The organism is Dolichospermum circinale AWQC131C (assembly GCF_000426905.1).
In the GTDB taxonomy this organism is placed as follows: domain Bacteria; phylum Cyanobacteriota; class Cyanobacteriia; order Cyanobacteriales; family Nostocaceae; genus Dolichospermum; species Dolichospermum circinale.
This window is the reverse complement of record NZ_KE384608.1, coordinates 15,294-31,978: the sequence shown is the minus strand read 5'-3', so window position 1 is coordinate 31,978 and position 16,685 is coordinate 15,294. Positions and strand designations below refer to the sequence as shown.

Below are 16,685 nucleotides of genomic sequence, written 5' to 3'. Positions count from 1 at the left end.
ATCAAGATTAATCCTAACTTTGCCGAAGCCTACTATAACCGGGGGAGTGTCCGTTCTGAATTAGGAGATAAGCCAGGAGCAATAGATGATTTCAACCTAGCTATCAAGATTAATCCTAACGATGCCAAAGCCTACGGCAACCGGGGAATTGTTTATTATCAACTTGGTGACAAACAAAAAGCCAGAGAAGACCTGCAACGAGCAGCGCAATTGTTCATGGCTCAAGGAAATACTGCTGCTTATGAAAAAGCTATGGCTTTATTAAAAAGGTTGTAGGGAGTTTCTTTGGTGATGTTAATTGTGATTTTGTCAGAATCAGGTGGTTATCGAGCGAAGTCGAGATAATGTCCAGGATTTAAGGATTAACAGGATGTGATTGTGAGATTTTTGGTTTGTCTTTGCGTTTTTGGGTGAGATAAACAGGCCAGCAGAATTGATTGTATAAAAGATTTGGATTTGATGTAGGGGTAGCGCCCCCGTGCTTACCGGTGTTTTTGGGGCAACTACGGGGGGTTGCCCCTATGGAATTTTGTCTGAATCAGACAATTTTAATTTATGCTATACTGAAATTAAACTCAATTAACATATTCCTCTGGAAAGCTGCCAATTACCACATCCCACGTAAAAACACAAATATATTGGTGATTTTTAAAGCTATTTCATCTGTTATATTATTATTACTCAATAGTTATACCATGCCAGCGAAAGATATATACCATAATGAAGTCAAGAACGCATTGATAAAAGATGGTTGGACTATTACAGATGATCCTTACTTTATTAAATATGAAGATGCTGAACTTTACGCTGACTTAGCAGCAGAAAAACCAATTGCGGCAGAACGTCAGGGACAGAAGATTGTTGTAGAGATCAAGAGCTTTGTGGGTAAGTCTCTAATGTATGATTTTCACAGTGCCTTGGGACAATACATAGTATATCGGAAACTTATTCAACTTACTCAACCAGAATATAAACTTTATTTAGCAATTGATGATGTTGTTTATGATAAATTTTTTCAACGTCAATCTGTACAAGCAGTCATCCAAGAAAATCACCTTCTATTGATAGTTGTAAATACAAAAAAGGAGGAAATTCAAAAATGGATAAACTAGAACAGTACCGTAATATCATCAAAAATATATTGATGGAATATTACAAAATGAGTAATCCTCAAAATGTTAAAAATGGCGAAAATGGTGAAATTGAGGCTACTGAACGGTTAGCTTTTGATGAAAAAAGAGATCAATATATTTGGTTTCGGTTTGGTTGGGATGACAAAAAACAAATACAACATATTATCATTTATCTTTGTATTAAAAATGGTAAAATTTGGGTGGAAGAAGATGCAACTAATTTATGTGTTGTTGATGATTTACTATCAGCAGGAATACCCCAAAGTGATATTGTTTTAGGTTTCCATCATCCCAGTAAACGCAGTTTAACAGAATTTGCGTCGGCTTAAAGAGGTAAACTTGAAGCCCACCCGGCCAACATAATCCTCTGGAAAGCTACCAATTACGACATCCCACGTAAAAACACAAATATATCTCTGTATAATTTAAAAAACAACAACTTTGCATTAAACTATTAGAAAAGTGCAGTCAAAGTGGTGATATGGCAATTCAGTCAACAGCAGAAACTTTATTTCAAACTGCTTATGAAAGTCGTTACACTTGGGATGAGAATTTTCCTGGTTATGCTGCCAATGTGCAACTACTACAGGAAGGTGAGGTTTATAGTGGTAAGATTCAGATTGACCCCAGCCTGAATATACAAGTTACAGAAGTCGCAGATCAACAAATAGCAGCAGGAATTGATATTCAGTTACAGGAAGTAGTTACCCGCTGTCAAAAAACTAGTTTTTTAGATTCCTATGGTCAACATGAGTTTATTTTAGGTGAGTCTGTAGAAAATGATGGGGTAATGGTTTTTGTCAAGGGTGGGAATACTGATTCTCACTATCAAATCCGTAACCAAAAAATATATCAAGAGGTTCGGGTTATGGGTCGTATGGCCTTGGAGATGAATTATGACGATTTTCTAGCTACAGACTGCGGTTATATCCCTTCTGCTTATCATGTGGTTTTTCGTAATTCGCAAACAGGTGATGTTAATAGCATTCTCAAATTTACGGATACATATCAAAAGTTTGGTGATTATTACATTTTGACAAACCAGATAGTAGCAGAGTATGAAGACGGAAAAACTGAAACTCCGCAATCAATTACTGAGTTTGTTTATTCTCAGATTCAGTTAAGTAACAACTGAAAACGGACAACGGACAATTATCAGCCTAAACTAGATCATTAGCAACTCGGATAATTACCAATTTATCAAGAAGTAGGACAGGAACAATGCAATTAACGCTAGAAAATGTAGAAACCGTACTAGATGAAATGCGCCCTTATCTCATTTCTGATGGTGGTAACGTGGAAATTGTCGAATTAGATGGACCAATTGTTAAACTCCGGTTACAGGGTGCTTGTGGTTCTTGTCCCAGTTCGACTATGACTTTGAGAATGGGTATTGAACGTCGTCTCAAGGAAATGATTCCTGAGATATCTGAAGTAGAACAAGTTATCTAAATTACTGGTAATGGGTAATTGGTGATTGGTAAGATATTCCTATTACCCATTACCCATTACCTATTACCCATTACCCATTACCCATTACCCATTACCCATTACCTATTACCCATTACCCATTACCCATTACCCATTACCCATTACCCATTACCCATTACCCATTACCTATTACTACTCTTTTATAGATCTTATGTCTCATCCTCTGCACGTTGCATTTATCTGGCATCAACATCAACCGTTGTACAAGTCTCCTGAGAATGGCAGTTCTTTGGTGATTAGTCAACAGTATCGCTTGCCTTGGGTACGGTTACATGGCACTAAGGATTATTTGGATTTAGTATTATTGTTAGAAAAGTATCCTAAGTTGCACCAAACGGTAAATTTAGTACCTTCGTTAATATTACAACTGGAAGATTATGTTGCGGGTACGGCTTTTGACCCCTATTTAACTGCTAGTTTGACTGCTGTGGAACAGTTGACCCGTGAACAAAAAGAGTTTATTATTCAACATTTCTTTGATGCTAATCATCATACTTTGATTGATCCCCATCCTCGTTATGCCGAATTATATTATCAAAGACAGGAACAGGGACAGCAATGGTGTTTAGCAAACTGGAAATTGTCAGATTATGGCGATTTATTAGCTTGGCATAATTTGGCTTGGATTGATCCTTTGTTTTGGCATGACCCGGAAATTGCTGCTTGGTTAGAACAAGGACGTAATTTTAGTTTAGGCGATCGCCAGCGCATTTATTCCAAACAGCGGCAAATTCTCAGTCAAATTATTCCCCAACATCGGAAAATGCAGAAAAGTGGTCAACTAGAAGTTACCACGACTCCCTATACTCACCCAATTCTGCCTCTATTAGCTGATACCAATGCTGGACGGGTAGCAGTGCCGCAGATGACATTACCTAAACAGAGGTTTCAGTGGGTAGAAGATATACCTCGACATTTACAAAAATCCTGGGATTTATATATAGATAGATTTGGACAAGATCCTAGAGGTTTGTGGCCTTCGGAACAGTCCGTTAGTCCAGAAATTTTACCGTATATTATTAAACAAGGTTTTAAATGGATTTGTTCAGATGAAGCGGTTTTAGGTTGGTCATTAAAACACTTTTTTCATCGAGACGCTGTGGGAAATGTGCAAAAACCAAAACTGCTTTATCGTCCCTATCGTCTGCAAACTGCCGCTGGGGATGTATCTATAGTCTTTCGTGATCATAGGTTATCGGATTTAATTGGTTTTACCTATGGATCTATGCCGGCTAAGAAAGCAGCAGCGGATTTAATTGGACATTTGCAAGCGATCGCTAAACAACAAAAAGAAAGTGATGATGATCAACCTTGGTTAGTTACAATTGCCCTAGACGGGGAAAATTGTTGGGAATTTTATCCCCATGACGGTAAAGACTTCCTAGAAGCATTATATGAAAGTTTGAGTCATGAACCCCACATCAAACTTGTCACCGTTTCGGAATTTATTGACCAGTTCCCTCCCACCGCAACCATAAAAAGTGAACAACTCCATAGCGGTTCTTGGGTAGATGGCAATTTTACCACATGGATAGGAGACCCGGTCAAAAACCGCGCTTGGGACTATCTCACCGCAGCTAGACAAGTATTAGCAAATCACCCGGAAGCTACAGAAGAGAACAACCCCGCAGCCTGGGAAGCCTTATATGCTGCTGAAGGTTCAGATTGGTTTTGGTGGTTTGGAGAAGGCCATTCTTCTAATCAAGATGCCATTTTTGACCAATTATTTCGGGAACATCTGCACGGTATTTACACAGCCTTAAATGAACCTATACCACCCTATCTCCACAGTCCCCTAGAAATCCATGCAGCCCGTTTAGACCACAAACCAGAGGGATTTATCCATCCTAACATAGATGGTAAAGGTGATGAGCAAGATTGGGATAGAGCCGGACGGATAGAAGTGGGTGGTGCAAGGGGAACAATGCACAGTAGTAGCACTGTCCAGCGTCTTTGGTATGGTGTAGACCATTTAAACTTTTACGTGCGGGTAGATTTTAAAACTGGTGCTGTTCCCGGTCGGGACATACCACCGGATTTACACCTATTCTGGTATTATCCTGAGCGGATAATGGTGAATAGTTCTATACCTATAGCTGAAGTACCAGATACAGCACCCTTGAATTATCTATTTCACCATCATTTAGAAGTGAATTTACTGAGTCAGTCCGTGCAATTTAGAGCAGCAGGAGACAATCATTTATGGTATCCCCGTGCTACTCGCGCTCAAGTTGCTTTAGATTCTTGTCTAGAAATAGCAATACCTTGGGCTGATTTGCAAGTTCCTCCCGATTATCCTCTACGGTTAATTTTGGTCTTATCTGATGATGGTTGTTTTTCTAGTTATGTGCCGGAAAATGGTTTGATTCCTATTGATGTTCCTTAGTGGTAATTCCCGATTTTTATCGGGATTTCTGGTTTTTGTTTCGCGCAAATTCCCTGCAAACACGGAGGAAAAATAAAATAAATAAAATTGGTGGTGGGGATTTAGACGAGATGATTTATAATAATGATTATCATTTTGGTTAATCTTCTATGTCGTCTCAAAGCTTGCTTAAACGTCCCCGCCGTCTGCGTCGTACTGAAACTCTACGGAGGATGGTACGGGAAACAATTTTAACTGTGGATGATCTGATCTATCCCGTGTTTGTCATGGAGGGGGAAGGGGAAAAGGTAGAGATATCTTCTATGCCCGGTTGTTATCGTTTTTCTCTCGATTTACTCCTGAAAGAAATTGCCGAAGTGTCACAAATGGGAATTAATGCTGTAGCAATTTTCCCGGTAATTCCAGAAAAAGATAAAGATGAAACAGGTTCGGAAAGTTACAACCAGCAGGGATTGGTACAGGAAACGGTTAAAGCTATTAAAAAGCTAGTCCCGGAAATAATTGTCATTACTGATGTCGCTCTTGACCCTTTTACTACCCATGGTCATGATGGTTTAGTGGATGAAAATGGAATTATTCTCAATGACCCTACTATAGAAGTTTTGGTGAAAATGGCACTTTCTCAAGCAGAAGCAGGAACTGATTTTGTTGCTCCTTCTGATATGATGGATGGTAGAATTGGCGCAATTCGTCAAGCTTTAGACGCTGAAGGTTATATAAATGTGGGGATTTTAGCATACTCGGCTAAATATGCTTCTGCCTATTATGGACCATTTCGAGATGCTTTAGATTCCGCGCCCAAATTTGGTGACAAAAAAACCTATCAAATGGACCTGGCTAACGCTAAAGAGGCTTTGAAAGAAGTTGAACTTGATATTGCTGAGGGTGCGGATATTATCATGGTGAAACCAGCTTTGGCTTATTTAGACATTATATGTCAAGTAAAATTAGCCACAAATTTACCAGTTGCAGCTTATAATGTTAGTGGTGAATATGCAATGATTAAAGCGGCTGCTGAAAAGGGTTGGGTTGATGAGAAAAAGGTGATTTTAGAGACTTTAACCAGTATGAAGCGGGCTGGTGCTGATTTAATTTTAACTTATTTTGCCAAAGAAGTGGCTTTGATGTTGAGTTAAGGTTCTGTTCAGGAAGTGGCAAAGATTTTTTGGCAAATAAATGACAAAATCATTTACATTCGGACTTTTTTTGTGTTAACTTGATAACGGTTATCATTTTTGTTAGCTATGGTCAGTTTATTCAGTATGACAAGGAAAAACTTGTCTTAAAAATTCACTTTTACCGTACTTTTTTTGTCAAGTAAAACCCAGATTTTCAGATGAATACAATCACTTTAAACGCAAAAAATGCAATTCCTGAAATACCCAAACGCGGAATGCCAATAACTATAATTACAGGGTTTTTAGGAAGTGGTAAAACTACGCTTTTAAATCAGATTCTTCACAACAAACAAGATTTAAAAGTCGCTGTCCTCGTCAATGAGTTTGGTGATATTAACATTGATAGTCAATTACTAATTTCTGTAGATGAAGCTATGATGGAACTTAGTAATGGCTGTATATGTTGTACAATTAATGATGGTTTAGTTGATGCGGTTTATCGAGTTCTAGAAAGAGAAGATCCCATTGATTATCTAGTTATTGAAACTACAGGTGTTGCTGATCCTTTACCAATCATTTTAACTTTTCTGGGAACAGAATTGAGGGATTTAACTAACCTAGATTCAATTATTACAGTGGTAGATGCTGAAGCCTTTGATGAAAAACATTTCGATAGTGAAGCAGCTTTAAGACAGATTACCTATGGAGATATTATTCTCCTCAATAAAATAGACCTTGTGAAGCCAGAAAAAATACAAGAATTAGAAGATTTTATCCATGATGTCAAAATGGGAGCGAAAATTCTACATACTCAATATGGTGAAGTTGCTTTACCATTGATCTTAGATGTGAGTTTAACACCAATACATAAGTATATTGTCACTGATGATGAAGATCGTCATAACCATGACCATAAACATGAACATGACCATAAACATGAACATAAACATGAACATAAACATGAACATGAACATGAACATCATCATCATCACTCCGATCATTTAGATAATGATGGGTTTGTTTCAATTTCTTTCCAAAGTAATAAACCATTTGATGTCCATAAATTTGAGCATTTTTTGACTGAAGAAATACCGCAGAATGTATTTCGTGCTAAAGGAATTTTATGGTTTAGTGATAGTGGCTTGCGTCATATCTTTCAACTCAGTGGACCTCGTTACACTTTGCACGCTGACGAATGGCCTAATCAACCTAAAAATCAGGTAGTTTTTATTGGTAGAAAATTGGAGGCTAATGAGATTCATGCAAAACTTAGCGAATGTTTGTTATAGTTAGTTTAAAAGTCTTCATTAATTCTCAAATTCATCAAATCAAATTTAGTTAATAGCTATTTATAGATATAGTTTATAAATGAAACTATTAACTTTGCTCATAAATCATCCCCATTAAGCTAAAAAAATGACTTTATCTATTCGTCCAGAGCTAAATTCTACTGCTGACATTTCATCCTTATATCGGCAAGAATTACCAACTGTAACAGAAGATGATATGAGACAAGCTGTACGCACTTTGTTGATTGGATTGGGAGAAAATCCTGACAGAGAAGGGTTAAAAGATACTCCCAAAAGAGTTGTTAAAGCTTTAAAGTTTCTGACGAATGGATATCATCAATCTTTGGATGAACTATTAAATGGAGCAGTTTTCACCGAAGATGCTAATGAAATGGTTTTAGTCCGGGATATTGATCTTTTTAGCTCCTGTGAACACCACATATTACCGATTATTGGTCGCGCTCATGTCGCTTATATTCCTAATGGTAAAGTCATTGGTTTATCAAAAATTGCTCGCATTTGTGAAATGTATGCTCGACGTTTACAAGTACAAGAACGGTTGACTTTACAAATTGCTGATGCAGTGCAAGGTTTACTCAAACCTAAAGGGGTTGCAGTGGTCATTGAAGCAACTCATATGTGTATGGTGATGAGAGGAGTGCAAAAACCAGGTTCTTGGACTGTTACCAGCGCCATGCGTGGTGTGTTTTCTGAAGACCCATCTACTCGTGAAGAATTTATGAATTTGATTCGACACAATCCTAACTTTTACTAAAGGCCTTTTTTGAGATAAATTTGGTTGGTATTATGTAGAGATAAGATATATCTGTCTCTACATTATGAATTATCAATCCTGAATTTATTAGAGGTAAAAAGAAAAATATTTGACCGCAGATAAACGCAGATAAACGCAGATAATGAGAGATAAATGATTAAGATAAAATTCGATTTAGCCAATACTACTGAGATGATTGAAAATTTGAAATTTAATGAGCAGGGTTTAATTCCGGCCATAGCTCAAGATTACTATGATGGTACAGTTTTAATGATGGCTTGGATGAATGCAGAATCAATTGTCAAAACCCTAGCTACCGGTGAAGTTCATTATTGGAGTCGTTCTCGTTCCCAATTATGGCATAAAGGAGCAACATCTGGACATATTCAAAAGCTAAAGGAGCTTTTTTATGATTGTGATGGTGATACAATTCTTGTTAAGATTGACCAAGTTGGTGATCAAGCCTGTCATACTGGAGCAAGAAGTTGTTTTTTTAATTCTGTGGAAATTTTGTCAACCTATACATAATTTTTACTATTAGTTTACCCATGAATACGCCCATGATTACTGTTGTGGCTGGATTATTTGGATCTGGCAAAACTACCTGGATTTGTCAAGAGATTCGAGAGATTATATCTTCTGAAAAAGTAATTTATTTTAGTTTGGGAACGGGTAATATTCCCATTGATAAAACTAAAATGGCTACTGATTTTCCTGATTTAAAAATATTTAGTGACGGTCAAGAAGTTGAATTTATTGATCATATCCCTACCGCAGATAGTGTTTATATCGAATTAGGTTCTTATCTAGAGTTAAAGGCTATATCACAAATATTGGGTAATTTAAATTACCGCGCCGTGGCAATTATCCCTCCCGATTTGAAAAACTCTGAATATGATCATTGGACAAAGGAAATTATATATGGTGCGCCAGTTCCAAGTATAATTATAGAAAATCTATGGCGAGTAGAAACTACAGGTCAGGTTATAGATGAAAATAGTTTAGAGGAATTTTGGTATGAAATAACTCATGGTGCTTATGGTATTGTTACTCGCGCTAAGGCAATTTTTGATGTTAATGACGGACGTTCCCTTTACTGTGATTTTGTTTCTGGTGTTCCCCAAATAGACTTTTTAGAATTAGATTTACCACGACATTTACAAGGAAGACCTCAACGATTTAGTGGGATAGAAATAGTAGGAAAAAATCTAGCTGAAACAGCCTTAAAAGAAACATTATTAGATTGCTTTTTATCTGAATCATTAATTTTTCAATATCAACAACAGGTACAACAAATTTTACTAGAAGGTCAAGAAGTATGAAAATAGCCGTTATGTCATGTATTCATGGTAATTATGAAGCCTTAGATGCTGTACTATTAGATATTGACCAGCAAAAAGCCGAAAAAATCTTTTGTGTTGGTGATTTAGTGGGATATGGACCGTACCCAAATGCTGTAATTGATAAAATTCGTTCTTTAGATATTCCTACCTGCGCTGGTTGTTGGGATGAAGATGTTGTAGAGGGATTAAACGCTTGTGATTGTAGTTATCCTTCAGTATTGGCAGAAAAAAGAGGAATTAAAGCTCACCAATGGACAAATCAGGAAATTAACCCAGAAAATCGGGAATTTTTAGCTAATTTACCCTATAGTCTAGAATGGCAAAATTTGGCCTTTGTTCACGGTAGTCCCCATAGTAACCATGAATATTTATTACCAGAAATTGATGCTTTTGTGGCTTTAGAACGGGTACTTTCTACAGGTGCGGATGTGCTATTTTGTGGACATACTCACGTTCCCTATGCTCGTGATCTGAATGCTGGTGAGTTACAAATCGAAGTTGACGCTCAAGGAGAATCACGTAAAATAAATTTTTTATCTCCTCTGAAAAAGATTGTTAATGTAGGTTCTGTGGGAGAACCACGTCATGGACGACCAAATGCAACTTATGTAATTTACGAAACCGATAATCAAGCGGTGACTTTACGAGAAGTTACTTATGATTATCAAAAAACCTGTGCAGCAATTATCCAAAAAGGATTACCAGAAATTTTTGCTTGGCGCTTGGCTCATGGCTTAGAATATGCAGAACGCGCAGATGATCCAACTCATGTTTGTACCAGATAAAATCTAAAATCTAAAATCTAAAATCTAAAATTGATTATGTGGGCGATTTTGAGTGGAATTGAGGGAAATTTGTCGGCCTATGAGGCTGTAATGGCTGATATTAAACGTCAAAGCCGTTATATAGAGGCATTATACATTATCGGTGATTTAGTCGGTCCAACACAGGAATCTGAAGGGTTGGTACAAAGAGTCAAATCACAGCGACGGGGTGAATTAGCACCGATGATTTGTAAAGGATGGTGGGAAGAACAATGTTTAATTTTACATGGTTTAGGACTAACCGCAGACGCACCAGAATTGATAGCAAAATATGGAGGTGACACTGTACAAAGATTGTGGGATTGTGTTTCTCGTCAAACCGTACAATGGTTGCGATCGCTCGATTTAGGTTTTTTTGAGTTAGATTGTTTATTGATACATGGTTCAACCGTGGGTGTGAGTGAAGAACTTAATCCCCAAACTCCTCCTATACAAATGTTAGATAGACTATCACGGATGCAAGCGAATAACCTATTTTGCGGTCGTTCTGGTTTAACCTTCCAATACAAATTACAAGGGGGTTCTATCAACAGTAAAATTACCACTCTAGATAGTCAATTTTCCCCAGAAATAGTCACCACCAGTTCCCGTCAAGTAGTTGGGGTAGGAAATGTGGGACGAACCCCAGGAGAAGCTACTTACACTATTTATCATCCAGGCACAAATCAGGTCAAATTTAAAACTATATATTATGGACAACGTAGAGGGTTTCAAAAGTAGCGGTGTCTCCATTTGGCCAGAGATGATCGTTAAGCTGTTACGCAACTAAATTGTCTAATCCTAAATCTGTACTTGATAATACCGGAAACTGCTGTATTATATCATGTCTGGTTAAAAACTGATCATATCTGTTGAGGCTGGTAATGGGTAATTGGTAATGGGGAAAAGGCAGTACAATGATCAACTATATCGTATGATTGGGCGGACATGATATTACCTATTTTCCTGGGGGATAATTTCTGTGATTACTTTCTGTCCAGAATTACCACCTTTAACCACAATATTTTCTGTTTCTAAATTACCAATGGCTGTTTCTCCTTGAAAAGTTAATTTTGGTGCAACTTGATCATAAATTACATTTCCCTTAGCCTCTAACAACTTTTTATTTAAATACCAAGTCAATTGATTTGACTTTAAAGACTGACTACGCTGTCCAACTGCATTGACATTTCCAGTGAGATAGACGGTGTTTTCTGGTATGTTCATTTTTCCTTGATTAGCTGTGACAGTTAGATTCTCAGCAGCTTTGAAGACACGAATGGGAGAATTAGTAGTGATATTTTCCTTCCGAATATTCCAGGTTATAGAGTTACTAGTAATTTGCATCAGCGGATTTACTAACTCTAATTTAGCCTGTGGTTGGAGAATTGCAATTTGAGTTTTTAAATTAATTTCCGCAGCATTGCCTTGACTGCGACCAGAGATTTTGTTATCCTGATATCGTTCTATTTGGATAAAGCGATCGCTAAATAGTTTATCATCCTTAATTTGCCATATTAAATGTTCAGTTCTCATTTGTAACTGTGGGTCTGTAGATTTTGCTAATACTCCTCCTGAAAATTCTACCCGTTGCTCACGAGTTTTTACCTTAGCTTCTTGGGCTGTTGCTTGTAATTGTTTATGGCTACCATTTAACTGATTACGGACAATTAATAAATCTTCTTGAGGTCGCCATTCTAACTCATTACCCTGAAAAACAATACCATTGCGGGGGTCAGTAGCCACAATTTTACCCTGAAGAAAAAGTTGCTTACCATCTTGCTTAATGTCAGCTTTTTCTGCTTTAATTTGATAAACAACTTTTCCATCTTGGTAGAGTTCCCCTTCAGGACTTTGAGCCTGACCCATTTGTTTGTCTGTAGTGTATTTTGCTTCTTTGGCTTTAACTTTCCAAATTGGCTTCCCTGTCTCATCAAATTGTTCTAAAACTACACCAAAAAAAGTTAACTTAGTTTCATCTTCGTTGGGAGATGAAGTGTTAGTTTTTGATTGGTTAGGTGCAGAGGGATTACCACAAGCAGATAACCATAACCCTAAGCACAATGATAAAGACAGGCAAAGCCAATTTGTTGATAATCTAAACTGTGAAAAGGAATAGAAGTGGGGGGAATGATCTTTACTTCCCCACTGACGTTTTGATGTTTGTCTTCCATTCTCCCTGTCTTGTGAATATTGCATTACTCTGGAAATTCTAGATGTCTATCACAACCTCTAGGGTCGTCTAAAAAACCCATACTAGACAATGGCCGATATGGGTAACTTTGACGGGGAGTTTTTTGGATATCTTCCTTGACAGCTTCTAAATCAATATAGCGATCGCTAACATTAATTAAACTATCACTAGTCATAGATCGTAAACTCACCACCTCTACCCTCACACCCCGATAGCTGACAGAATTGACAGCATAAGCCAAATCACCATCACCGCTGACTAAAACTGCGGTATCATAGGAATCAACTAAAGCCATCATATCAACGGCTATTTCCACATCTAGGTTAGCTTTTTTAGAACCATCAGGTAGTTGTACCAAATCCTTAGCAATGACTCTATAGCCGTTGCGACGCATCCACAACAAAAATCCCTGTTGCTTCTCATTTGTCCGATCTACCCCTGTGTAGAAAAAAGCCCGTAATAGTCTTGAACCCCCAGTTAAACGACACAATAACTTAGTATAATCAATTTCGATTCCTAGTTGTAGCGCCGCATAAAATAAGTTTGAGCCGTCAATAAAGATGGCCACCCGTCCCCGATTTTCCAAAACTTGTTCTGGCGTAAATATCGAGTCGTTTTCCAAATTATTCAACATTGTTGTCATACCTTGTGTTGTTATCCCTGTTATGATAGAAATTTCTAACTACATGATTTGTTAGAATGGCTTATGATAAGTTTCCGGGGCTGATAGATCAGGAGTCATAAAATCAGCAGCGAAAAAGCCCTGATTATTGACCCATTTTCTTAACTATCATTGGTGACAGTCCAGCCCCGAATCGTTTTGTGAAGGAATTAGCAGTTCCCAAAATTAATCTTTTATTTTGATGTTTCTATCCGTTTGAAAACTGGTTTGGGTGTCCCCAATTGTTGTTTATCGGATAATATTCCCCATGTTGAGTGGGTACAAAAAGGGGCTAAAATTGCACTTTCTTTTTGTTCATTAAAATTAATTCCCCAGCCTAATTGCTGATAAATATCACTGCTGATATTAGGAATAATTGGGGAGAGGAGATAAGCTGCTAGTCTCACAGATTCCAGAACCGCATATAGCACCACTTCTACATCTTCCTGTTTACCTTGTTTATATAACGACCAAGGGGCTTGATCATCAATAAACTTGTTACTGGCTTGTATCAGAGATAAAACATAGTGACAGGCTTCATTAAAAGCTAAAGCTGTATATGCTTGTTTTACCTTTTCTCCCAACTCTAACCCGATGATTTTTAAAGGATTTTCAGCCGGAATAGTTGCTTGGGTTATGGACGGTACTTGACTAGAGCAGTATTTCTTCACCATATTTAAAGTGCGATTCAACAAATTACCTAAATCATTCGCCAAATCTGCATTCAAAACATTAATGAACCTTATTTCATTAAAATCGCCATCTTTCCCAAATTCGATTTCCTTAAGGAAGTAATAACGAATGGCATCACTACCATAATTTTCCACTAAAGTGATAGGATCAAGGGTATTACCCAGAGTTTTACCCATTTTTTGACCGTCTTTAGTTAAAAAACCATGTCCAAATACCCTATCTGGTAAAGGTAAACCCGCTGACATCAGCATTGCTGGCCAGTAAACAGCATGAAAGCGTAAAATATCCTTACCAATCAGGTGGAGATTAATCGGCCACCATGTTTGTAAAGCATTACCTAGAGTCGCTTCTGCGTCTGGTTCTAACAAAGCTGTTACATAACCCAGTAGAGCATCAAACCACACATACAATGTATGTTTAGAGTCCACAGGTACAGGAAAACCCCAGTCAAGATTTACCCGGGAAATGGAAAAATCTTGTAAACCTTGAGCGACAAAATTGAAAACTTCATTCCGTCTGCTCACAGGTTGGATAAAATCAGGGTGAGATTGGTAAAATTCCTCTAACTGAGTTTGATATTTGGATAAACGGAAGAAATAGTTCTGCTCATCCCGCCATTCCACTTCTTTGGTAGTATGGATGGGACAGCGTTTATTTTCTAGTAAATCCCGTTCTTCCTTAAATTCTTCGCAGGAAACGCAGTACCAACCTTGTTGTTCTCCTTGATAGATGTCACCATTTTCCCAAACTCGCTGAAAAAACTCTTTAACTATGGCTTCGTGACGGGGTGCTGTGGTCCGACTAAAGCGATCATATTGAATATCGAGTAAATCCCACAGTCTTGTAAAACTAGGAACAATTTGATCACAAAAATCTTGCGGTGCTTTTCCTAAACTGGCTGCTGAACGCTGGATTTTTTGTCCGTGTTCATCTGTACCCGTAATTAGTAAAACTTGATTTCCCTGTAAGCGTTGAAACCGGGCTATGACATCTGCCGCTATAGTCGTATAAGCACTGCCAATATGGGGAACATCGTTGACATAATATAGCGGTGTTGTCAGTGCAAAAGTGTTTTCTGTTTTATTCACTAAATTCATGGACAATAAAAGCAAATTATTAATCAGTTTTCTCTCTTAATCATCTAGATTATCTAGATAAAACTACGCAATTATATAACATTGCTACGGTTTTTTATTAAATTACTCCTTAATCGTAACAAATTTATGGAATTGAGAATTGTTTCATCATTTCTATAAAGCTCCTAAATGATTTCTTGTCAAATCGGGTAAAGCATTTACTAATAATCATGGTAAAACCTGTTTATTTCCTTAGTAGTCACAGAGAATACACTAATCCAAATTCCAGGAATATAGATGATGATCTCCATACAATTGAGCATATAAAATTATCCAATTCATGACAAGAGTATTAGTTTCAATATTCAGGATTTTCTGCCATGATTTGGCTGGAAATTCATGATTAGCTGGTTTTTTATCCCCAACTAAAATAAATTTTCAGATATTTCTTGGATTTTCCTGAACAAGGTTTCTGATTTAGTGACTCCTAACCCAGATTTACCGTCTTATGTTTTTGACGACATTTATCTGAGAATATTTGTAAGTTTATAGTGAGTAAATTTAAAAAATACATCAAGATAAACTGCAATTTCTTCACCATTGTCAATCAATCAACTACTAGCAATATATAGATTTATCACTACTTTAGATATGGTAATCCCATGTCATTTAAGTACATAAATCTTTGGGGAATGCTATAGTATGATGTATAATGTCAAGGTGACATTATTGGCAGCTAGGAGGATTTGACGCTTTCACATATTTATATATGATGAATACAAATTGCCGTAAATTCTGTAATCATGGTTTCAGAGTGGGTTGTTTTTTGTCTGGAAAGGTTAATTTTACCAGGAGACAAGGAGAAAATATGTCATAGTCCCCATCTGGAGCAGAGAAACGGTACAGTTAAAGATAGAATAGATTAAAAAAAGTCGCAAAATGCCAGCCGTTGACCTGAAACCTTGTTTTTTGACTCCAAAACCAGTACAGTCGGATGCTCCCTTATTTATCTATTTACCAGGAATGGATGGCACTGGTCAATTGTTACAAACCCAAATCCCTGAATTATCCACAGGTTTAGATATTCGTTGCTTGGCCATATCTAAGAACCATCTTGGTACTTGGGATGTTTTAGCCAGAAATGTTTTAGATTTGATTCATGGTGAACTGGAAAAAAGCTGTCAACGGCCAATATACCTCTGTGGTGAGTCCTTTGGTGGTTGTTTAGCCATGAAAGTAGCAACCGAGTCACCACATTTATTTAAGCGTATTATCTTAATTAATCCCGCTTCTTCTTTTTTGCAGCAGCCCTGGTTTAGCTGGATATCCCAGTTTACCCAGTTTGTCCCATCATTATTATTTAATGTTGGTTCATTAGCTTTGTTACCATTCCTGGCTTCATTAGAGCGCGTTTCTGAAAGCCAGCGCCAAATACTTCTAGCGGCCATGGGTTCGATACCACCAGAGACTGTAAACTGGCGGTTGTCTTTATTACGAGATTTTCAAATTGACAAAAAGGATTTACAAAAGCTCACACAACCAGTTTTACTCATTGGTAGTGGGAATGATCGTTTATTACCTTCTGTCACCGAAATCACCAGATTAGCTAGTATTTTACCAAATAGTAAGACATTGATCCTGCCAAATAGCGGTCATGCTTGCTTGTTAGAGGAAGATGTGAATTTGTATCAAATTCTCAAAGATAATAATTTTTTAGAAGTTA

At 37.3% G+C, this 16,685-nt stretch carries 17 protein-coding genes; 14 read left to right on the top strand and 3 right to left on the bottom strand.

Annotation, left to right across the window (positions count from 1 at the left end; genetic code table 11):
* The 13 genes from ACIR131C_RS22395 to ACIR131C_RS0109890 all read left to right on the top strand — a co-directional run.
* Nucleotides 1–276 (top strand): tetratricopeptide repeat protein (locus ACIR131C_RS22395; RefSeq protein ID WP_035371776.1); only part of this gene is annotated, 276 nt, incomplete at its 5' end.
* Nucleotides 277–695: 419 nt separating this feature from the next.
* Nucleotides 696–1,112, top strand: coding sequence for a XisH family protein (locus tag ACIR131C_RS0109955; RefSeq protein ID WP_028090069.1), 417 nt, complete (start codon nt 696–698; stop codon nt 1,110–1,112).
* Nucleotides 1,100–1,462: a XisI protein gene (locus tag ACIR131C_RS0109950; protein WP_028084914.1), complete on the top strand. Its 363-nt coding sequence runs from the start codon at nt 1,100–1,102 to the stop codon at nt 1,460–1,462. Before ACIR131C_RS0109955 ends, ACIR131C_RS0109950 begins: the two co-directional genes overlap by 13 nt.
* A gap of 152 nt (nt 1,463–1,614) precedes the next feature.
* Nucleotides 1,615–2,268, top strand: a complete 654-nt coding sequence (locus ACIR131C_RS0109945) for a DUF3386 domain-containing protein (protein ID WP_028090068.1) — start codon at nt 1,615–1,617, stop codon at nt 2,266–2,268.
* 86 nt (nt 2,269–2,354) lie between these two features.
* Nucleotides 2,355–2,585, top strand: a complete 231-nt coding sequence (locus ACIR131C_RS0109940; protein ID WP_028084912.1) for a NifU family protein — start codon at nt 2,355–2,357, stop codon at nt 2,583–2,585.
* Nucleotides 2,586–2,775: 190 nt separating this feature from the next.
* The gene (locus ACIR131C_RS0109930) at nt 2,776–5,010 is read left to right on the top strand and encodes a glycoside hydrolase (RefSeq protein WP_028090067.1); all 2,235 of its coding nucleotides are present in this window, start codon (nt 2,776–2,778) and stop codon (nt 5,008–5,010) included.
* A gap of 149 nt (nt 5,011–5,159) precedes the next feature.
* Entirely contained in the window at nt 5,160–6,146 is a 987-nt protein-coding gene (gene hemB / locus ACIR131C_RS0109920) for a porphobilinogen synthase (protein WP_028090066.1), read from the top strand.
* A 200-nt stretch (nt 6,147–6,346) separates the two neighbouring features.
* Entirely contained in the window at nt 6,347–7,417 is a 1,071-nt protein-coding gene (locus ACIR131C_RS0109915; RefSeq protein ID WP_028090065.1) for a CobW family GTP-binding protein, read from the top strand.
* Nucleotides 7,418–7,544: 127 nt separating this feature from the next.
* Nucleotides 7,545–8,192, top strand: coding sequence for a GTP cyclohydrolase I FolE (folE, locus tag ACIR131C_RS0109910; RefSeq protein ID WP_028090064.1), 648 nt, complete (start codon nt 7,545–7,547; stop codon nt 8,190–8,192).
* A 153-nt stretch (nt 8,193–8,345) separates the two neighbouring features.
* Complete coding sequence (hisI, locus tag ACIR131C_RS0109905; RefSeq protein WP_051289716.1) at nt 8,346–8,720, top strand: phosphoribosyl-AMP cyclohydrolase; 375 nt, start codon at nt 8,346–8,348, stop codon at nt 8,718–8,720.
* A 20-nt stretch (nt 8,721–8,740) separates the two neighbouring features.
* On the top strand, nt 8,741–9,514 hold the full coding sequence (locus ACIR131C_RS0109900) for a hypothetical protein (RefSeq protein ID WP_028090063.1): 774 nt from the start codon (nt 8,741–8,743) through the stop codon (nt 9,512–9,514).
* Entirely contained in the window at nt 9,511–10,320 is an 810-nt protein-coding gene (locus tag ACIR131C_RS0109895) for a metallophosphoesterase family protein (RefSeq protein WP_028090062.1), read from the top strand. The genes ACIR131C_RS0109900 and ACIR131C_RS0109895 overlap by 4 nt, the downstream gene beginning before the upstream one ends.
* Nucleotides 10,321–10,350: 30 nt before the next feature.
* On the top strand, nt 10,351–11,079 hold the full coding sequence (locus tag ACIR131C_RS0109890; protein ID WP_155963068.1) for a metallophosphatase: 729 nt from the start codon (nt 10,351–10,353) through the stop codon (nt 11,077–11,079).
* A 213-nt stretch (nt 11,080–11,292) separates the two neighbouring features.
* Here ACIR131C_RS0109890 and lptC read toward each other — a convergent pair whose 3' ends face one another.
* The 3 genes from lptC to metG all read right to left on the bottom strand — a co-directional run bounded on the left by lptC (nt 11,293) and on the right by metG (nt 14,983).
* A complete protein-coding gene (gene lptC / locus ACIR131C_RS0109885; protein WP_028090060.1) occupies nt 11,293–12,537 on the bottom strand; it encodes an LPS export ABC transporter periplasmic protein LptC in 1,245 nt (414 codons plus the stop codon).
* Nucleotides 12,537–13,166 (bottom strand): LabA-like NYN domain-containing protein, encoded by a 630-nt coding sequence (locus ACIR131C_RS0109880; RefSeq protein ID WP_028090059.1) that lies wholly within the window; start codon nt 13,164–13,166, stop codon nt 12,537–12,539. Before ACIR131C_RS0109880 ends, lptC begins: the two co-directional genes overlap by 1 nt.
* A gap of 221 nt (nt 13,167–13,387) precedes the next feature.
* Entirely contained in the window at nt 13,388–14,983 is a 1,596-nt protein-coding gene (metG, locus tag ACIR131C_RS0109875) for a methionine--tRNA ligase (RefSeq protein ID WP_028090058.1), read from the bottom strand.
* 918 nt (nt 14,984–15,901) lie between these two features.
* Between metG and ACIR131C_RS22385 the strand changes: the two genes are divergently transcribed.
* A partial coding sequence (locus tag ACIR131C_RS22385; RefSeq protein ID WP_071604947.1) for an alpha/beta fold hydrolase occupies nt 15,902–16,685 on the top strand: 784 nt, incomplete at its 3' end.